Raw genomic sequence first — 17391 nt, 5'->3', positions numbered from 1 at the left:
GGGGCATGCGCTTGGAAGGGTCGGTGGCCGGCGAGATGGCGGGGGGGCGACGGCCCATTTGCTGCCCCTGTCCCCTACCAGGGGGAGCTGATAGTCCTGGCCGGACATCGAACGCAGGGCCATCTCGGCTGTGGTGACAGCGGTGTCCCATTCGGTGCCGCCCAGGATGTGGCGCAAGCGTACGAGCGCCTGGTGAAGGTAGTGGTCAGCGAACTGGCTCTGGCAGACGAACGCGACCGTCTTGGCCACGGCCTCGGCGGGCGCCTGAGCCCGCTTAAGAAGCCGAGCCCGCACGGTGGGGCCGACGGCGTCCGCCTCCGCAGCGGTGGCCAGCCCGCGTGCGATCAGCTTCAGATGCTCGGCCGAGCCAGGCCAGGAGGTGCTTGTGGGTGTCGGGGCGCTGTCGCCACAGGTGCAGCAGCACAGCCCGTGCGTGTCCCGGCTTGTGGCTTCCTGGGCTTTGTCGCAGGCGCAGGTCAGCGACGTGCGGGCGAGGGGACTCCCCAATACTGAGGCAAGCATACCGATGCGGACGCATCGGTTCTCGGTGTTCTCACTCGTTCCGGCGGACGCATCGCCACCACGGGCCAAGTTGACGTACCTTCAGTACGTGAAGAACGGGGAGAGGATGACTCAAGGAATTCGGGCTCAGCAGCGGGAGCAGACCCGGCAGGCGCTGGTGCGGGAGGGCAGGCGGCTGTTCTCCACGCTGGGCTACGGGAGTGTGGGACTTTCGGAGATCGTCCGGGCGGCGGGGGTCACCAAAGGCGCGCTGTACCACCACTTCACCGGTAAGGCCGACTTGTTCCGGGCCGTACTGGAGCAGGTGCAGCAGGAGGTGGCCGAGCGGATCGCCGAGACGGCGGATGCCCGGGAGGACTCCTGGGAGCAGCTGGTCTCCGGATGCCAGGCGTTCCTCAGCGTGTCCACCGATCCCGCGATCCAGCGGATCATGCTCGTCGACGGACCCGCCGTCCTCGGCTGGAGCGAGTGGCGGGCCATGAACGAGACGACCTCCGGGCGGCACCTGGCACAGGTGCTCGGGGACCTCGTCGGTGCGGGGCGGATCGCCGCGCAACCCGTCGAGCCGCTCACCCATCTGCTGTCGGGCGCGATGAACGAGGCGGCACTGTGGCTGGCCACCTCGACGGGCCCCGGCGATCTGGACGACACGCAGGCGGCGCTGGTGACGATGCTGGAGGCCCTGCGGGTCAAGTGACACCGACGGGCGCCCTGCCGGGTGGCGGGCACTCCGCCGGGTAGCGGGCACACCTCCGCACGACGGGCGCCCCGGGTGCGGGGCGCCCGCTTCCGTGCGGGTCGGTGTACGGGCGGGCCCGTCAGCTCGCACGGCGTAGGCCCGCGGCGCGCTGGGCGCAGGCGTAGCACCCGCCCTGACCGCGGCGGATGTTGTTGAGGGTGGGGCTGCCGACGTGACCGCACATCGCGCAGCGGCACATCCACCTGTCGCGGACCCGGCCCGGGAAGGGCTCCAGCGGCTCCATGCCGACCGCGCGCATCTCCGCCTCGGCGGTCTCCTGGTCCACCGGCGCCCGTCCCGCACAAGCACGGCAGCCGCCCTTGCCGGCACGGATGCCGAACAGCCGCGGATGGACGGTACGGCCGCAGACCACATGGCGGCAGGGCCACCGGGCCCGGGCCCCGGGGTACGGCTCCAGCGGCTCGAAACCCGCGGCACGCATGTCCGCCTCGGCCCGGGCCCGCCCGGCGGCCCGCCGCCGCTCCCCCGCGGCGATGCGTCCGCAGTAACGGCATCCCGCGCTCGCGCCGACGCGCACCGAGGCGAAGGTGGGCGCGACAAGGTGCGCGTTCTTCGTGCAGCGGCTGCTCCAGGCCACGTTGGCCCCGGGATACGGCGCCAGCGGTTCGAGACCCGCGGCACGCATGACCGCGACCGCCACCTCGGGATCGACTCTTCCGGGCATGATCGCCCTCCCCCTTCGAACACCGATCCTCGGCGAGCGCCGATCGGTCATTTCAGTGCGACGACATGGATGAGCACACCGTTCGGGTCCGTGACGAACAGGTCGGCCCCCGCCGCCGTTCCGGTGCCGGGCCCGCGCCTCCCCGCCGGTCCGCCACAGGCGGCTATACGTGCCAGCTCCCGCTCTCCGCCCTCGACTTCGAGGGTGAGGCGGACCGTACGCAGCGGCCGTCGCCGTGGCTCCGGCAGAGCCGGGTGCGTGTGGTCCAGAAGGGCGAGTTCGCAAGGTGGCGGACCGGGCCGGCCGAGGCCGACATGCCACGCCGTTTCGTGAGTGACCTCGAAACCGAACAGCTGGGTGTAGAACTCGCGGGACTCCTCAAGGCATGAGGTGCAGATCACCGGGCGCAGGCTGGTCAGCATGGAGTGCCATCTCCAGTCACGTACCGAAGGTATGCGAGTGAACCTAATGACGTACCATCGGTATGTCAACACGGGTCGCCACCGCCCGTGAGGTGCGGTGGCGATGGTCCTTCGGCACTCGGCACTCGGCACACGTGACGGCGGGTGGCGTTCCCTGTTGCGCCGAACGCCACCCGCGCTCCCGGCTCATGAGGCCGGCTGCTCCGCGGGCTCGACGGGGCTCCCGGCGGACTCCTCGGCCGCGCCCGTGGGCGGGCTCTTGATGACGACCGCCACCAGTACGGCCGTCCCGAGCGCCAGCAGTGCGCCGATGACGCCGATGACGTTCATGCCGTCGGTGAACGCGGCCCGGCCCGAGTCGACGAATGCCGCGGCCACGTCCGAGGACAGGTCCTTCGCCGCCTTCAGCGCGCCGGCGAGGGTGTCACCGGCACCGTCCGGGACACCGGCGGGAACGTCCACACCGCCGCGGTACACGGCGGTGGCGACGCTGCCGAGAACCGCCACGCCGAGAGCCATGCCCAGTTCGGTGCTGGTCTCCGACATGGCCGCGGCGGACCCGGCCTGCTCGGGCGGCGCCGACCCGACCACGATGTCGGTGCCCAGCGCGATGAGCGGGCCGCCGCCCGCGTACACGAAGGCGAAACCGGTGACGACCTGCGCGATCCCGGACGTGCTGTCCGCGAGGGCCAGCATGACGTGGCCCAGCGCCGAGACGCCCAGGCCGACGGCGACGACGTACGCGGGCCGGATCCTGCCCGCGGCGATCGGGGACACGACGGACGTCACGATGAGGGCGAAGGCGGCGGGCAGCAGGTACAGACCGGCCTTCATCGGCGAGAGCCCGCCCACGAGTTGCAGATACTGCGTCACGAACAGGTAGGTGCCGCCCGCGACCAGCATGCACAGCAGCAGCGTCACCAGGGACGTGCGGAAGGCGGGATTGCCGAACAGACGGAAGTCCAGCAGCGGGCTCCGCACGGTGCGCTGCCGGCGGACGAACACCGCCCCCACGACCAGGCCCGCGACGAGGATCAGCAGCGGCGGCACGGACACCCCGTCGTTGGCGATCTCCTTCAGGCCGTAGATCACCGGCAGTATCGTCCCCAGGGACAGGGCCACGCTGGCCAGGTCGATCCGGCCCGCCCGCACGTCGCGGTACTCCGGGAGCAGCACCGGACCGGCCACCAGCAGCAGCGCCATGATGGGCACGCCGAGCAGGAACACCGAACCCCACCAGAAGAACTCCAGCATGGCGCCGCCGACCACCGGGCCGAGCGCGATGCCCACGGAGAACATCGTGATCCAGATGGCGATGGCCACCCCGCGCTGCCGGGCGTCCCGGAACATGTTGCTGATCAGTGCCAGGGTGGACGGCATCAGGGTGGCACCGGCGATGCCCAGCGCCGCGCGGGCCGCGATCAGCGCGGCCGGGCCGTTGGCGTAGGCGGCGGCGACCGATGCCACGCCGAAGGCCGCGGCGCCGATCAGCAGCAGTTTCCGGCGGCCGACGCGGTCACCCAGCGTGCCCATGGTCACCAGGAAGCCGGCGATCAGGAAACCGTAGATGTCGATGATCCACAGCATCTGGGCGGCCGAGGGGTTCAGGCCCTCACTGATGTGCGGGACCGCCAGGTGCAGCACGCTCACGTCGATCGACAGCAGCAGCGTGGGAAGCGCCAGCACGGCCAGGCCCAGCCACTCCCGTGGCCCGGCCCGGTGGGAGGTATCGGTGACGGTGCTCAACTTGTCTCCTCCAAGGAGTGCTTCGGATCGCCGGCCGGAACGGGTGCCGGGCGGCGGGGCGGGCGGGGGACACGGCCCTCGCCCGGTGCACCGGGGCGGCCGGCCACCAGGTGGCGGGCGACGGCCGCGGCGTGCGGGGCTTCATAGAGGTAGAAATGGCCGCCGGTGAACATCAGCCGGCGAAAGCCGCCGGTCGTCTCCAGGGACCACAGGTGCAGCCGTTCGGCGATGACGACGGGGTCGTCGACAGCTCCGAGCGCCAGGACGGGCACGCCGGTCCCCGACAGCGGGCGCTCGTACCGCTCCATCGCCTCAAGGTCCGCACGGATGGCGCGCAGCGACGGCCGCACGAGGTCGGCCCGGCCCAGCAGCTGCGGTGTGATGCCGCCGATGTCCAGCAGGTGCGCCAGCAGGTCCGCGTCGCTCCTGAGGTGGGTGGCGGGCGGTTCGCCGGCGAAGCAGGGGGGCTGGCGCGCCGAGACGGCCAGCAGCTCGGGCGCGAGCCCCTTCCGCTCCATGTTCCGGGTGAGTTCGTACGCCAGCAGGCCGCCGAAGCTGTGCCCGATGACCGCGTACGGCAGCTCGGGCAGGTCCGTGAGATGTCGGCTGAGCGCGTCGACAAGAGGTTCGACGCGGGTCAGCGGCTCTTCGTTGATACGGGCGCCCCGGCCCGGCAGCTGGGCCACGACGAGTTCGACGTCTTCGGGCAGCACCTGCCACCAGGAGCGGAACGCGGAGGGCCAGCCGCCCGCGTGCGGAAGGGCCACCACCCGGAACCGGGGCGCCGGGCGGGCGCCGGCGCCGATGGTCGTCCACCAGCTACTCATGGGCCGCTCCCCGTACGGTGCCGGCGTCCGCCGGGCGGCGGTGCAGCAGCGGGTGACGGGCCTCCAGATGCTCGATCACCCGGCTCTGGTGGGGCTGCAGGCGCTGGCCCGGCAGATGGTCCAGCGCATGCAGGAAGGGGTCCTGCGGGGCGGGCAGCCCGGCGATCGCACTGGCCGTGCCGAGGACGAGCGTCGGCTGGTACCACGCCGAGTAACCGCCTTCGTGGACGAAGACGATCCGGCCCCCGGACAGTTCGTCGGCGAGCCCGCACACCATCGACGTCATGGCGTGGAACGTCCGGCTGGTGCACAGCATCCGGCCCATCGGGTCGTGCCCGCCCGCATCCACGCCCGCCGCGACCAGGATCAGTTCGGGGCCGAACGCGCGGACCGCGGGCGCCACGACGCGGCCGATGACGGCGAGGTAGGCGTCATGTCCCGTCCCCGGGGGCAGCGGGACGTTGAGCGTGCTGCCCGTGCCGGCGCCCGTGCCCGTCTCCATGACGAGGCCGGAGGCCGGCGGGAACAGGCCGTCCTGGTGGATCGACACGTACAGCACGTCGGGGTCGTCGTAGAACACGCGCTGGATGCCGTTGCCGTGGTGCACGTCCCAGTCCAGGATCAGTACCCGGCGCGCCCCCTGACGCTGCGCGGCCCGCGCGGCGATCGCGACGTTGTTGTAGAGGCACAGGGCCATCGCCCGGTCGGGTTCCGCGTGGTGGCCGGGCGGACGGACCAGGCAGTACGCCCGTCGGAACCGCCCGTCCAGGACCTGCCGGACAGCTTGCGCGGAGGCGCCCGCGGCGAGTCTCGCGGCCTGTGCGCTGTGGTGGTTGACCTGCGCGTACGCGCCGGCGTCGCCCCCGCCGAGCGCCGACATCGCTTCGACGCGCTCGATGTGTTCCGGCACGTGCACCAGCAGAAGGTCCTCGTCGGAGGCCGGGGCCGGAGTGACGCAGGTGTACCGGTCCAGTACGCCCGACGCCTTGACCAGCCCCTCGGCCCGGCGCAGGTCGGGGTCGACCGCGAACTGGCGGAGCGGTTCGACGCCCGGTCCCACCGGCACGTACCCCGAGCCGGGCCCGGGGTCGTGCCAGAAGCACATCTCGTGGCTGTACCACGCGATCTCGGAGGTGTTCACCAGGTGGACACGCCCAGCGAGGCCCGGCTGACGCCGGAGACCTTCTCGATGTACTGGAGGTAGTACTCCCGCTCCTCGTCCGGGGTGCGTTTGGTGCGGAACGTGGTCTCCAGCAGGTCCAGCACCTCACCGGTCTCACCGGGGGTGAGCTGCCGGTCCTTGGCCTCCTCCTCGACGGCGCGGATCCGCGCGGCCGGTTCCACCACGCCCTTGACGTGCTCGTCCTCGTCGGTGCCGTGGTTACGGGTCGAGGCGATGGCCTTCAGTACGGCCGAGAAGAATGCCGTCCGGTCGGTGTCCGTCATGTCCATCATGTGCGTTCCCCCTTGGTTGTCCGTGTGGTCGTGCGACGTGCCGTCCGGCCGGCGCGCCGTGTCCGGCCCCACCGGTCAGGTGATGAGGCCGCAGGCCCGGCCGGCCTTCTCCAGCGTCGCGACGGCCGTGTCCAGATCGGCGTCCGAGTGGCTGAGGCTGACGATGGTCCGCAGCCGCGGCAGCGTCCGCGGCACCGCCGGGTAGACGATCGGCTGGACGAACAGCCCGTCGAGCTGGCACGCGCGGGCCATGGCGTTCGCCTGCTCGGCGCTGCGGCAGATGACCGGCACGACCGGCGTCCGGCCCGTGAGCGTGTCGAAGCCCAGTGCCCGCAGCCGCTCCCGGTAACGCGAGGTCCTGGCCTGCAGTTCGCCGGGCAGCTGCGGAGCGGCGTCGATCACCTCGATCGCCGCTCTGGCCGCCGCCACCTGGGCCGGTGTGACAGCCGCGGAGAACATCCAGCCGCGCGCGTTGTTCTTCAGCGCGAAGACGAGGTCGCTCGGCCCGGCGACGTAACCACCCGCGCTGGGCACAGTTTTGGACAGCGTGCCCATCTTCACGTCGACGCGCGCCGGGTCGATGCCGAAGTGTTCGGTGATGCCGCGTCCGGTGCGGCCGAGCACGCCGAGGCTGTGCGCCTCGTCCACCATGAGCGGGGCGCCGTAGCGCTCGCACAGTCCGACGATGCCCGGCAGGTCGGCCACGTCGCCGTCCATGCTGAAGACGGCGTCGGTGACCACCAGCCGGCCGGCGTCCCCCGCCTTCTTCAGGGCGCGTTCCAGGTCGGCGAGGTCGTTGTGCGCGTAGGTGACGACCTCGGCGCCCGACAGCCGGTAGCCGTCGAGGATGCTGGCGTGGTTGTAGACGTCGCCGATGATGACGTCGCCGGGGCCGACCAGCGCGCCCACGGTCGCCACGTTCGCCATGTAGCCGCTGGAGAAGACGACGGCGTCCTCGGTGCCGAGGAAGCGGGCGAGCGCGAGTTCCAGTTCGCGGTGCAGCTGGAGGGTGCCCGCGAGGAGCCGTACGCCGTGGGCGCCGGTGCCGTGCCGTTCCACGGCCCGCAGCGTCTGCTGCTCGATGTAGTCGTGCCCGATGAGCCCGAGGTAGCTGTACGAGGCGAAGTTGAGGAACCAGCGGCCGTCGAACTTGATGTAGGCGCCCCGTGTCTCCTCGATGACGGGCTCGTAGAAGTACGCGTCCTGGGCGACGACGGCGCGGTCCTCCGCCGAAAGGGCGTCGATACGCCGGTCGAGGAACGTGCCGTCGGGCCTGCTGGTGAGACGGCCGGGCAGGGTACGCCGAAGGGTGTGGGTCCGGGGGCGTGGCGCCTCGGGGGCCGGGGCCGTTCCCGTCGCCTTGGGGCCTGCGGGTGACGGGTCGCGGTACCGGTCCCAGTCGGGGACGAAGGAGTCGGCCGGGGTGCGGTGCACAGCGGCGGTGGGGGTCGGGGTCCGGTGCACAGCGGCGGCGGGGGCCGACCGTTCCGGCTCACGTGCCGGGGGTACCGGGGGTGCCGGGTCCGGCACCGGGGCGGGAGCGGCGGGCGCCTCGACCGGCGCCGTCGCCGGGGCCGGGGCCGTACCGGCCAACGGTTGGAGGTGGCGGGCCAGTTCTCCGACCGTACTGTGGTCGAAGAAGGACATCGGGTCGGTTTCGAAACCGTCGGCGGACAGGGAAGCGGCCAGCTCCACCGCCATCATCGAGTCCAGGCCCAGCTCCAGCAGGTCGTCCTCCGGTGCCACGTCGTCCACGTGCAGGACTTTCTTCAAGGCCGTGGTCAGCGACGGCCACAGCCCGCGTTCCGGTGTCACAGCGGTCATGGATTCTTCCTTCGCATGGGCGGCGGTCAGGACGTAGTGCGCGGGAGGACGGCCGAGGACGGTACGCAGCAGGGCGACACCGCGGTCCGCGGTGAGGACCGGGACGCCGTGCGTGGCGGCCTTCGGGGCGATTTCCGCGCCCATGCCGACGTTCCACAGTCCCCAGCCGAGGCTGAACCAGGGCTCTCCGGCGGCGCGTCTGCGGGCGGCGTAGCCGTCCAGGTAGGAGTTGGCCGTGGCGTAGGCGCTCTGGCCGAGGTTGGCGCGCACCGCGGACACAGACGAGAAGAGGGCGACGAAGTCCGGTGACCCGCTGCCCGCGATCAGGTCGGCGATCGCGTGCACTCCGCCGATCTTGGGGCCGAGGACGTCCTCGACCCAGTCCGGCGTCAGGGTGCGGGCCAGACCGTCGCGCAGCACCCCGGCGGCGTGGAACACGCCGTCGTAGCGCTCCGCGCCGTCGAGCACGTTCGGCAGCTGGCGGACGTCCGCGGCCACGGTGTCCAGGCGGCAGCGGCTGCCGAGCCGGTCGAGCCGCGCCCGCGTCTCCCCGGTGCCCGGGACGTTGCGGCCCACGAGTGTCAGATGGGCGCAGCCCTCGGCCGCCAGGAATTCCGCGACGCGCAGGCCGATGCCGCCCATGCCGCCGGTGATGAGGAAGCGTCCGCCGCGCAGGCGGGGGCCCTGTGCACCGCTCGGCGATCGCGTTGGGTGCCCGTCCGGTTCCAGTTCCGGCCGGTACCAGCTGCCCGCCCGGCGGGCGAGTTCCGGTCCGGCGTGTCCGAGCACCTGCTCCAGTGCGGTCGCCGTGAGGCCGGCCCCGGGCTCCAGGTCCACCAGACGCACGGTGGCGCGGGGGTGCTCCACGGCCACAGTGCGGCCGAGCCCCCACAGGGAGGTCATGAAGGGATCGACGGTCTCCTCCCCCGCCACCTGCTGGGCCCCACTGGTGACCATCAGGAGATCCGGCATCGGCGGATGTGCCGCGAGCCGCCTCACCAGGGCGAAGACTCCCTGCAGGGCTTCGCCCACCCGCTCCGCGCCGGCCAGGCCGTGCGGGGCGGCGTAGACCACAGCCCCCACGACCGTCCCGGCGAGCACCTTGCCGAGGCGTTCCCCGGTCAGCTCCTCCGGCGTCAGGTGGACCACGGACCGGCCGGCAGGCGCCGGCACCCGCTGCGGCGAGACCAGCAGCAGGGCCCCGTCACGCGCCGGTGGGGCGGCCGCCGGTTCGGTCTTCCGCCAGACGACGGTCTCCACCGAACCCGCTGCGGAACGGCTCTGCGCCTCCGCGGTCCGGGCCCGTGCCGCAGACGACTTGAGGGTGATGCGGTCCAGTTCGATCAGGACTTCGCCCTGCTGGTTGCAGACGGTGGCCCGCCCCCGCACCGCACCGCCCCGGGACTGGACGGTCGTGTCCCGCTCCACGAGGGCGAACACCGTGCCGGAGACCCGCCGGCGCACCACGATCCGGCCCACGTACCAGGGCAGACATGCCCCGGCCACCCCGCCGTCGAGCATGCCCAGGGCCTGGAAGACGCTGTCGAGCAGGGGCGGCGGCACGTACCCGGCCCCGTGCGGGCCGGTGTCCGCGCGCAGCACCGTCAGCATGCGGTCCGGCCCGCGGTGCGCGGACCGGATCGCCCGGTAGGCGGGCCCGTACGTGATGCCACTGGTCTGCCGCCATGCCGCCACGTCCGCCAGCACGACGGGTTCCGCGCAGCCGGCCCGCAGTCCGGCCGGATCGACGTAGCGGGGCGGCGGCAGGGGCGTCCCGCGCACATCCGCCGTACTGTGCTCGACCGGCGCGCCTTCCCCGTCGGTACCGGGCGAACGGAGCGAGCACCGCCCGTCGTCGGAGGTGACCACCGTGAGGTCGACGCCGGGGCCGGTCACCCGGAGCGGTGCGCTGAAGGTGACGTTCTCCAGCGTCCACACACGGTCGGGGCGCCGGGCGTCGCAGGCGGTGAGCATGATGTCGAGCTGGGCGGCGGCCGGGAGGACGGGGGTGTCGCCGATCCGGTGGTCACGGACCAGCGGATCGGTGGCGGCGAGGTGCGCGGCGGCCCCGCTCATATGCGCAGCGCGAACTGCTCGGTGGCCTTGACCAGGCCGTTCACCTGAATGTCGACGGCGTGCTCACCCGCGTAGTACCGGCGGGTCTGCACCTCCTTGAGGGCGTGGGTCTTCTGGAGGGACCGCCGCTCCCCGGCGGCGAGTTCGAGGGTCGTCAGCTTGAAGACCTTCGGAATGCTGCGGCCGTTCTTGCGTACGTGGTGGACCACGTAGTCGACGGTGACACTGTGGGCCCGGGTGTCGGCGTTCTCCACGGCGAAGTCGATGACGAGGGTGTCCCCGACGGTCACCGCGGCGGGGGTGACGCGCAGGCCGGACACCTGGACGAACTGCCCGCCCGTCGCCCCGAGGATGGCCAGAGCCTGCTGGTCGCCCTTCTTCACCAGGGTGCGCAGGGCGTGCTTCACGATCCAGTTCGTCTCCGGCGTGGGGCTTTCCTCCAGCCAGCGCAACGCGGTGGCGAGCGCGATCTCCGGGGAGTCCTTGGAGATGTCGTTGAGGTTGTTGGCCACGGACTTGCGCACGTACTCCGCCGGGTCGCTGCGCAGCGTCTCCAGGACCTCCAGAACGGGCCGCGGGTCCTTGACGAAGACGTCGAGGGTGCGGGCCCAGGGCAGGCGCGGGCGGATTCCCTCGCTGGCCAGGCGCCGCACGTTGTGGCTCGGGCTGCGGGCCCATTCCGCGACGCGCTTCATGGTCATCGCATAGTGGTCCTCGACGAAGGGCCGGATGGCGTACTCGCCCGTGTGGCACCGGGTGATCGCCTCGATGGCGTCCAGCGACACCTCGGGGTGGTCCCGGCCGTACTCCTCCACGAACCTGGCCACCGGCATGAGGAACCAGCTGGTGTTGAACATGCCGTCGCCTTCGGCCAGTTCGTCCCCGAGGATCTGCACGAGCACGGCCACGGCGGCCGGGTAGTCCTCGGGAAGCCGGGTGCGCAGGCCTTCGGTCAGGACGAGGACGCGGTCCTTCAGCTCCTTGCCGGGGATGCGCTGTTCGACCTCGGCCGCGTAGCCCTCGACGTCGAACCCGGGGTGGACGGCGCGTGTCCTGCCCCCGATGAGGCGCGCGGCGTCGCCGTTGAAGTGTCGCTTCAGTCCGTATTCGCTAGCCATGGTGCTCGGGCCTCTTCGTCTCGTGCGGGTGGGTACTGTCGGTGGTCGTGGGGCCGGTGGCCGAGGTGCCGGGCACGTCGAGTGTGATCCAGAACCGGCGGCGCCTGAAGGGGTAGCCGGGCACGGTGGTCACGCTCTGGCGTTTGCCGTGGTGCAGGGCGGTCCAGTGCAGGTCCGCGCCGGTGTGGTTGTGGTGGGCCGCCAGCGCGGCGTGGAACTGCGGCTGGTCCGCCCGGCCCCGCTGGAGCGTAGTGATCCACACGGGGTCGGTACCGGGCCGTGTCTCGGCCAGCGTGGCGCGGGCGAGCGGGAGGAGCTGCGGGTGCGGCCCGATCTCCCAGACGGTGTGCGGCCCCGTCTCCGCCAGCGTGGTGACGGCCTGGCTGAAACGGACGGCCCGGCGGATCGCCTGGGCCCAGTGCCCGGGATCGGTGGCGGTGGCATCGCTGTGCCAGGCGCCGGTGAGGGTGCTGGCGAAAGGGATCGCGGGTGGCGCGAGCGGGGTGGCGGCCACCGCGTCCGTGAAGGGCGCGAGGGCCGGCTCCATCACCGCGGAGTGGAAGGCGTGGCTGACCTTCAGGGGCCGTACGCGGAAGCTGCTCTGCTCCGCGAACCGGGCCAGCGCTTCTTCCGGGCCGCTGACGGTGTGGACGCGCGGCGCGTTGTGGGCCGCGATCTCGATGCCCGGGAATTTCTCCAGTTCGGCCGTGAGCGCACGGATGCCGGTGTGGACGACGGCCATGGTGCCGGTGGCGGGCCGGGCCTGCATCAGCTCGCCGCGGAGCGCGGTCAGCCGCAGCAGGTCGGGCAGGGTGAGCACGCCGGCGGCCCAGGCCGCGGTCAGCTCGCCCAGGCTGTGCCCGGCGACCGCGTCGGGCCGGACCCCGGCCGCCCGGAGGGCAGCGACCAGGGCGACCTGGACGCTGACGATGCCGATCTGCGCGTACCGGGTCTGCTCCAGCAAGTGCCGGGCGTCGCCCCACAGGAGGTCGGGCAGCGGTACGTCGGTGTGCGGGGCGAGGAGGCCGGCGCACTCGTGGAGCGCGTCGCGGAAGTGCGGCTCGGTCGCCGCCAGGCCCTGGGCCATGCCCGCGTACTGCGAGCCCTGTCCGGTGAAGAGGAAGGCGGTGGTCGTCGCCGTCCGGGTGTGCCGGGTCGGCGGTGTGGCTCCGGAGGCGACCTCCCTCAGCCGGGCGGCCAGTTCGCCGGCCGTGGCGCCGTGCACGGCGATGCGGTACCGGTGGGCGGCCCGCGCGGTGTTGGCGGTGCGGGCGAAGTCACCGAGCCGGTCCTCGGCGGTGCCTGCCAGGTGGTCGGCGTAGCCGCCGGCCAGGTCACGCAGTGCGGCCTCGTCCGCCGCGCTGATCCGCACGATGTGGCTGTCCTGCGGAAGTCCTCGAAACGGATGTGGTCATTGGGACGCGTGACATGCAGCGTCGGCGGAACCACCCCGTACTCCATCGCCAGCAGACACTTCACCAGACCCGCCAGACCCGCGGCCGGCTCCAGATGACCCACATTCGACTTCAATGACCCGATCGCACAGAACTGCGCACGGCGGGTGTGCCCGCGCCAGGCCCGCACCAGCCCGTCGACCTCGATCGGGTCGCCCAGCCTCGTCCCCGTACCGTGCGCCTCCAGCAGCCCGATCGTCTCCGGCGGGACCCCCGCGTCCCGCAATCCCTCGGTGATGACGTCCTTCTGCCCGCGGGGACTCGGTGCGGAGTAGCGGGTCGTGCGGCCGCCGTGGTTCACGGCCGCGCCCTTGATGAGGCCGCGGACCCGGTCACCGTCCCGTCGGGCGTCGTCGTGGCGCCGCAGGACGACGGCGACCGCGCCCTCCCCGGGGACGAACCCGTCGGCGGTGGCGTCGAAGGCATGACAGCGGTGCCGCGGTGAGAGGGCCATCAGATCGCCCATCGAGCGGAAGTACTCCGGGCTGAGAGCGGCGTGCACCGCGCCGATCACCGCGGTGTCGATGTCCCCGGCGCGCAGGTGCTGCACGGCCGTGTGCACGGCCACCAGGGAGGACGAGCAGAGGGTGTTGACCAGTGCGCTCGGCCCGTGCCAGTCCATCAGGTAGGACAGCCGGTTCGCGATCATCGCCTCCAGGCCCAGGCCCCGGCCGTCGGGCACACCGAGGCGTGCCCGTTCCTCGTGGTAGTGGTCGTGGCTGTACGCGATCCACAGCCCGGTCCGGCCGCCCTCGGCCCGCTCACCGGCGCGTCCGCCGTCCTCCAGGGCCTGCCAGACCGTCTCGTACACGATCCTCGCCTGGGGGTCGATCAGCGGCGCTTCCCGGGGCGAGATCCGGAACGGGCCCGGGTCGAACTCGTCCACGGCTTCCAGGAACGAGGCGTACGGTGCGGGCCCGGACGGTGGCCGGCTCCAGCGGCCGTCGGGCAGCGCGCGTACGGTGTGCCGCCCTTCACGGAGGAGGTCCGCGAACTCGGCGAGGGTGTGTGCGGTGGGCAGGCGGACCGCCGCGCCTACTACGGCGATGTCGCGCGAGCGTACGGGGTCGGACGGGGGCGCGGGCGTTGCCGACTCGGCGGGTACGGGCTCGACCACGCGTATCTCTGCGGGAGGTGCCGGGGCGTTGCCCGTCGGGCGCGCCGGGGCCAGTCCGGCGGCCAGGTCCGGGGCCTCGCTCAGGACGAAGTCGGCGAAGCGGCGGGGGGTCGGGTACTCGAAGAAGACCGTCGGGTAGAGGGACAGCCCGAACTCCTGGGAGATCCGCTCGCTCAGCGAGACGAGGCCCACCGAGTCGAACCCGGCGGACAGGAACTCCGTGTCGGCGTCGTCCTCGGGGGTGCCCGTCAGCTCCAGGAACCAGGTGAGCACCCGTCCGGACGCCGACGGCCGCTCGTCGCGTGTCCCGGAGGCGAGGCGGGCGGAGGACTCCGGGGCGGACGGCGCCGCTTCCGTACCGTCCACCGCTCCCGCCGCGGTCGCGGACACCCTCGCGGACGTATCGCCGGGTGCCGCGGCCGCCGTGGCCGGGGGCTCCCCCACCTCACCGAACGCCTCCAGGGGCACCCGCTTGGACGACATGTCGCCGAAGACCAGCAGGGGGCGGCCCGTGGCGTCGGTCACCGTCTGGGTGACGCGGCAGGCCTCCTCGTTCCAGAAGGCGGTCTCCGTACGGACGTAGGCCGCGTCGTCGAGCGGGCCGTGGAGGTCCACTCGGCCCGCCGAGAGCGGAATGAACGCGGACGCGTCGGCGGCGCCGAACACCGGGTTGTCCGGTGCGATCGCCGCGATGGTGACACTGTCCAGCAGCCCGGGGAACAGTTCGACGCCGGGCGCGTTCAGTTCCCGCTGGCGCCGCCCCTCGACACGGGCGAGCGTGCCGCCGTCCGGGAGGCCCGCCACCCAGGAGATGTTGCGGTAGTAGCGGCCGTGGTGGTAGCCGATCCGCCGCAGCCACCGGTAGAGACCCGATCCGGCGTGCACCTCGGCACAGGCGCCGAGCAGCGCGGCGACCGGTACGGGGGCCGGCTCGGCGGCAGGCTCGCGCTGGAGCCGGCCGGTGACGAAGGGGTCCCCGTGCTGTCCGTCCTCCACCGTGAACCGCCCCAGCGCGTCCACACGGCACACCACGCGGCACGCGCCGGAGGGGATCAACGGGCGGTGGAACAGCAGGTCCCGTACCCCGTGGAAGGGCTCGCCGCGCAGCGCGGCGCCCTCCCGCAGGAACTCCAGCCACGCCACACCCGGCAGCATGATCCTGCGGTACACGGCGTGCTGTGCGAGAGGCGCCTCGCCCGGTCCGAAGACCCGCGCGAAGACGTATCCGGCGGCTCCCTCGTCCCGTACGAGCTCCGTGGGGGTGCCGGGCTCGGGCGAGCGCAGCGGTTCGGGAAGGTTCAGCGCCCGCCCGCGCGGCTGTGCCGACGGCAGCAGGCGCTTGCGCCATGCCGTGCCCCTCTGGTGGGCGGTCCAGTCGATGTCCTGGCCCGCCGCGAAGATGCCGGCGGTGATCGCGGCGAGCACCGCGGCCACCTCCCGGCCGTCGTGGGCCCCGGCCAGGCGGGCGCACAGCTCGCCGTCGGCGGCGGCCTCGTCCCCGGACCCGGTGGCCGGATCGCCGTCGTGACGGAGGACCTCGGCCAGCGCCTCCTCGACCGGTGAGCGGCCCCAGGCGAAGTCGCGGACCGCCTGCCACCCCGGGGGCAGGTCCACCGCGCTCTCCGGCAGCCCCGTATCGCGCAGCGCCACCGTGAGAGCGACTCCCTCGCTGATGCGCAGCAGTTCTCCGGAGAAGTCGGCCAGGCGCAGACCGGTCGCCGTCTCGAAGAGGCCGATGACCTCGTGCACGGGGCGCACCGAGCGGTCGAGGGCGAGCAGCCAGGCGGGGGGCGCTGCTGCGGCCTCGGGACGGACCCGTACGGCGGGTCCCACGGGCGCGGCGGAGTCGGGAGCGCCGTACCGGAGCAGCCACGCGCGCAGGACGGACGCCAGTTCCGTCGCGTCGGCCCCGCAGACGGCCACCCGCTCGGCGCGGTGCGGACGGGCCAGCCGCGCGGTGGCGCACACGTCGCCGAGGTCGTCGCCCACGGTGGGCAGGAACCCGATCCACTGAGCGACCAGTTCCCGCAGCGCGTACGGGGTGTCGGCCGACAGGGGAAGGACATGCGCCATGTGGGTCGGCCCGTCGGTGCGGTCGGGCCGGGTCGGGGCCGAGGGCACGGCTTCGGCCACGACGTGCGCGTTCGTGCCGCCGAAGCCGAACCCGCTCACCGCGGCCCGCCGCACGGGCGCATCGGGCCAGTGGCCAAGCGTGGCGGGGAGGTGGAACGGGCTGTCGGCCAGGTTGAGGCGGGGGTTGGGTTCTTCCACGGCCAGCGCCGGGACGATGCCGTCGCGCAGCAGGACGAGCACCTTGGCCAGCCCGGCGAGACCGGCCGCCGAGTGCAGATGGCCGATGCGGCGCTTGAGGGAGCCGAGTGCCACGGAGTTGCGGGGCGCCCCGCGCCGGCCGAACACCTCGGTGAGCGCCCGGGCTTCGATCGGGTCGCCGATCGCGGTGCCGGTGCCATGGGCTTCGACGTACCGGACGGTCGCCGGGTCGATCCGCTCGTAGACCTTGTCCAGCAGTTCCACCTGCGCTTCGAGGTTCGGCGACGTGACGCCCATGGTGCGGCCGTCGTTGTTGACCGCGGTCGCGGCGATGGCGCCGAGGACCAGGTCGCCGTCGGCCAGTGCCGCCGGCAGCGGCTTAAGGACGAGGGCGACGGCGCCCTCGCCGGGCACATAGCCGTCGGCCCTGCGGTCGAAGGTCCGGCACAGACCGCTGGGGGACAGGGCTCCGGTACGGGAGAGCAGGACGAAGGTCAGCGGGTCGATCAGCAGGTCGACCGCGCCGACGACGGCCAGTTCGCAGGCCCCCGCCGTCAGGCTCTGGCAGGCCAGCCAGACGGCGGACAGGGAGGACGAGCACGCGGTGTCGACGACGAGGCTCGGCCCCGCCAGATCGAACCGGTCGGAGAGCCAGGCCGCCATGAAGTTCTGCGACCGCCCCCAGAGGGCGGCGGCTCCGGGCCCGTCGGCCGGGCCGCCCGCGTCGTCCGCCCCCGGGCCCCGGCCGTGGTCGAATCCGTAGGCGTTCATGCGGGCGCCGATGAACACGCCCGCGTCGAGCCGACGGCGTGTCCCCAGGTAGCCGGAGTCCTCCAGGGCCCGCGCGCCGACTTCGAGCATCACACGCTGCTGCGGGTCGAGGAGGACGGCGTCCTCGCCGGTCAGGCCGAACGCCTCGGGATCGAAGGAGAACGGGTCCAGCAGGAAGCCGCCGCGGTGGTGTGTGCCCTGGTGGGCGCCGCTCCCGACGTACAGCTTGCGGGCCCAGCGGCTCGGCGGGACCTCACCGACCTCGACCCCGTCGTGCCGCAGCAGGGTCCCGAAGTCCGTGACGTCCTCGGCTCCCGGGAGCCGCACCGCCATGCCGATCACGGCGATACGGCCGTCGCGCTCG

At 72.8% G+C, this 17391-nt stretch carries 10 protein-coding genes and 1 pseudogene; 1 reads left to right on the top strand and 10 read right to left on the bottom strand.

Features of this window, described 5'->3' with window-relative positions:
* The first annotated feature begins 628 nt into the window (after positions 1 to 628).
* On the top strand, positions 629 to 1219 hold the full coding sequence (locus tag IH45_RS0127065; protein WP_030673787.1) for a TetR/AcrR family transcriptional regulator: 591 nt from the start codon (positions 629 to 631) through the stop codon (positions 1217 to 1219).
* Between the two features lie 121 nt (positions 1220 to 1340).
* Here IH45_RS0127065 and IH45_RS0127060 read toward each other — a convergent pair whose 3' ends face one another.
* The 10 genes and pseudogenes from IH45_RS0127060 to IH45_RS01000000144145 all read right to left on the bottom strand — a co-directional run.
* Positions 1341 to 1946, bottom strand: coding sequence for a hypothetical protein (locus IH45_RS0127060; protein ID WP_030673784.1), 606 nt, complete (start codon positions 1944 to 1946; stop codon positions 1341 to 1343).
* Between the two features lie 47 nt (positions 1947 to 1993).
* Entirely contained in the window at positions 1994 to 2368 is a 375-nt protein-coding gene (locus IH45_RS0127055) for a VOC family protein (RefSeq protein ID WP_030673781.1), read from the bottom strand.
* Positions 2369 to 2554: 186 nt separating this feature from the next.
* Complete coding sequence (locus tag IH45_RS0127050; RefSeq protein ID WP_030673778.1) at positions 2555 to 4114, bottom strand: MFS transporter; 1560 nt, start codon at positions 4112 to 4114, stop codon at positions 2555 to 2557.
* Positions 4111 to 4941: a thioesterase II family protein gene (locus IH45_RS0127045; protein WP_030673775.1), complete on the bottom strand. Its 831-nt coding sequence runs from the start codon at positions 4939 to 4941 to the stop codon at positions 4111 to 4113. The genes IH45_RS0127050 and IH45_RS0127045 overlap by 4 nt, the downstream gene beginning before the upstream one ends.
* Positions 4934 to 6082, bottom strand: coding sequence for an arginase family protein (locus IH45_RS0127040; protein WP_234440691.1), 1149 nt, complete (start codon positions 6080 to 6082; stop codon positions 4934 to 4936). Before IH45_RS0127040 ends, IH45_RS0127045 begins: the two co-directional genes overlap by 8 nt.
* A complete protein-coding gene (locus IH45_RS0127035) occupies positions 6079 to 6396 on the bottom strand; it encodes a hypothetical protein (RefSeq protein ID WP_234440690.1) in 318 nt (105 codons plus the stop codon). Before IH45_RS0127035 ends, IH45_RS0127040 begins: the two co-directional genes overlap by 4 nt.
* A gap of 75 nt (positions 6397 to 6471) precedes the next feature.
* Positions 6472 to 10296: an aminotransferase class I/II-fold pyridoxal phosphate-dependent enzyme gene (locus IH45_RS1000000146935; protein WP_030673769.1), complete on the bottom strand. Its 3825-nt coding sequence runs from the start codon at positions 10294 to 10296 to the stop codon at positions 6472 to 6474.
* Positions 10293 to 11414: a DNA alkylation repair protein gene (locus tag IH45_RS0127025; protein WP_030673766.1), complete on the bottom strand. Its 1122-nt coding sequence runs from the start codon at positions 11412 to 11414 to the stop codon at positions 10293 to 10295. Before IH45_RS0127025 ends, IH45_RS1000000146935 begins: the two co-directional genes overlap by 4 nt.
* Positions 11407 to 12786, bottom strand: coding sequence for an acyltransferase domain-containing protein (locus IH45_RS1000000150180; protein ID WP_234440689.1), 1380 nt, complete (start codon positions 12784 to 12786; stop codon positions 11407 to 11409). The genes IH45_RS0127025 and IH45_RS1000000150180 overlap by 8 nt, the downstream gene beginning before the upstream one ends.
* 113 nt (positions 12787 to 12899) lie before the next feature.
* A pseudogene (locus IH45_RS01000000144145) lies at positions 12900 to 17360 on the bottom strand (beta-ketoacyl synthase N-terminal-like domain-containing protein); the annotation flags it as partial.
* Between the last annotated feature and the right edge of the window lie 31 nt (positions 17361 to 17391).

Source organism: Streptomyces rimosus subsp. rimosus (assembly GCF_000720725.1).
Taxonomy (GTDB): Bacteria; Actinomycetota; Actinomycetes; order Streptomycetales; family Streptomycetaceae; genus Streptomyces; species Streptomyces rimosus_A.
Note: the sequence above shows the minus strand (reverse complement) of the source record. Positions and strands in the feature narration are given on the sequence as shown.

Excerpts from the sequence above, each read along its gene's own strand:
- IH45_RS0127065 (WP_030673787.1), top strand. The coding sequence starts at position 629 with ATGACTCAAGGAATTCGGGCTCAGCAGCGGGAGCAGACCCGGCAGGCG.
- IH45_RS0127060 (WP_030673784.1), bottom strand. The coding sequence starts at position 1,946 with ATGCCCGGAAGAGTCGATCCCGAGGTGGCGGTCGCGGTCATGCGTGCC.
- IH45_RS0127055 (WP_030673781.1), bottom strand. The coding sequence starts at position 2,368 with ATGCTGACCAGCCTGCGCCCGGTGATCTGCACCTCATGCCTTGAGGAG.
- IH45_RS0127045 (WP_030673775.1), bottom strand. The coding sequence starts at position 4,941 with ATGAGTAGCTGGTGGACGACCATCGGCGCCGGCGCCCGCCCGGCGCCC.
- IH45_RS0127035 (WP_234440690.1), bottom strand. The coding sequence starts at position 6,396 with ATGATGGACATGACGGACACCGACCGGACGGCATTCTTCTCGGCCGTA.
- IH45_RS1000000146935 (WP_030673769.1), bottom strand. The coding sequence starts at position 10,296 with ATGAGCGGGGCCGCCGCGCACCTCGCCGCCACCGATCCGCTGGTCCGT.
- IH45_RS0127025 (WP_030673766.1), bottom strand. The coding sequence starts at position 11,414 with ATGGCTAGCGAATACGGACTGAAGCGACACTTCAACGGCGACGCCGCG.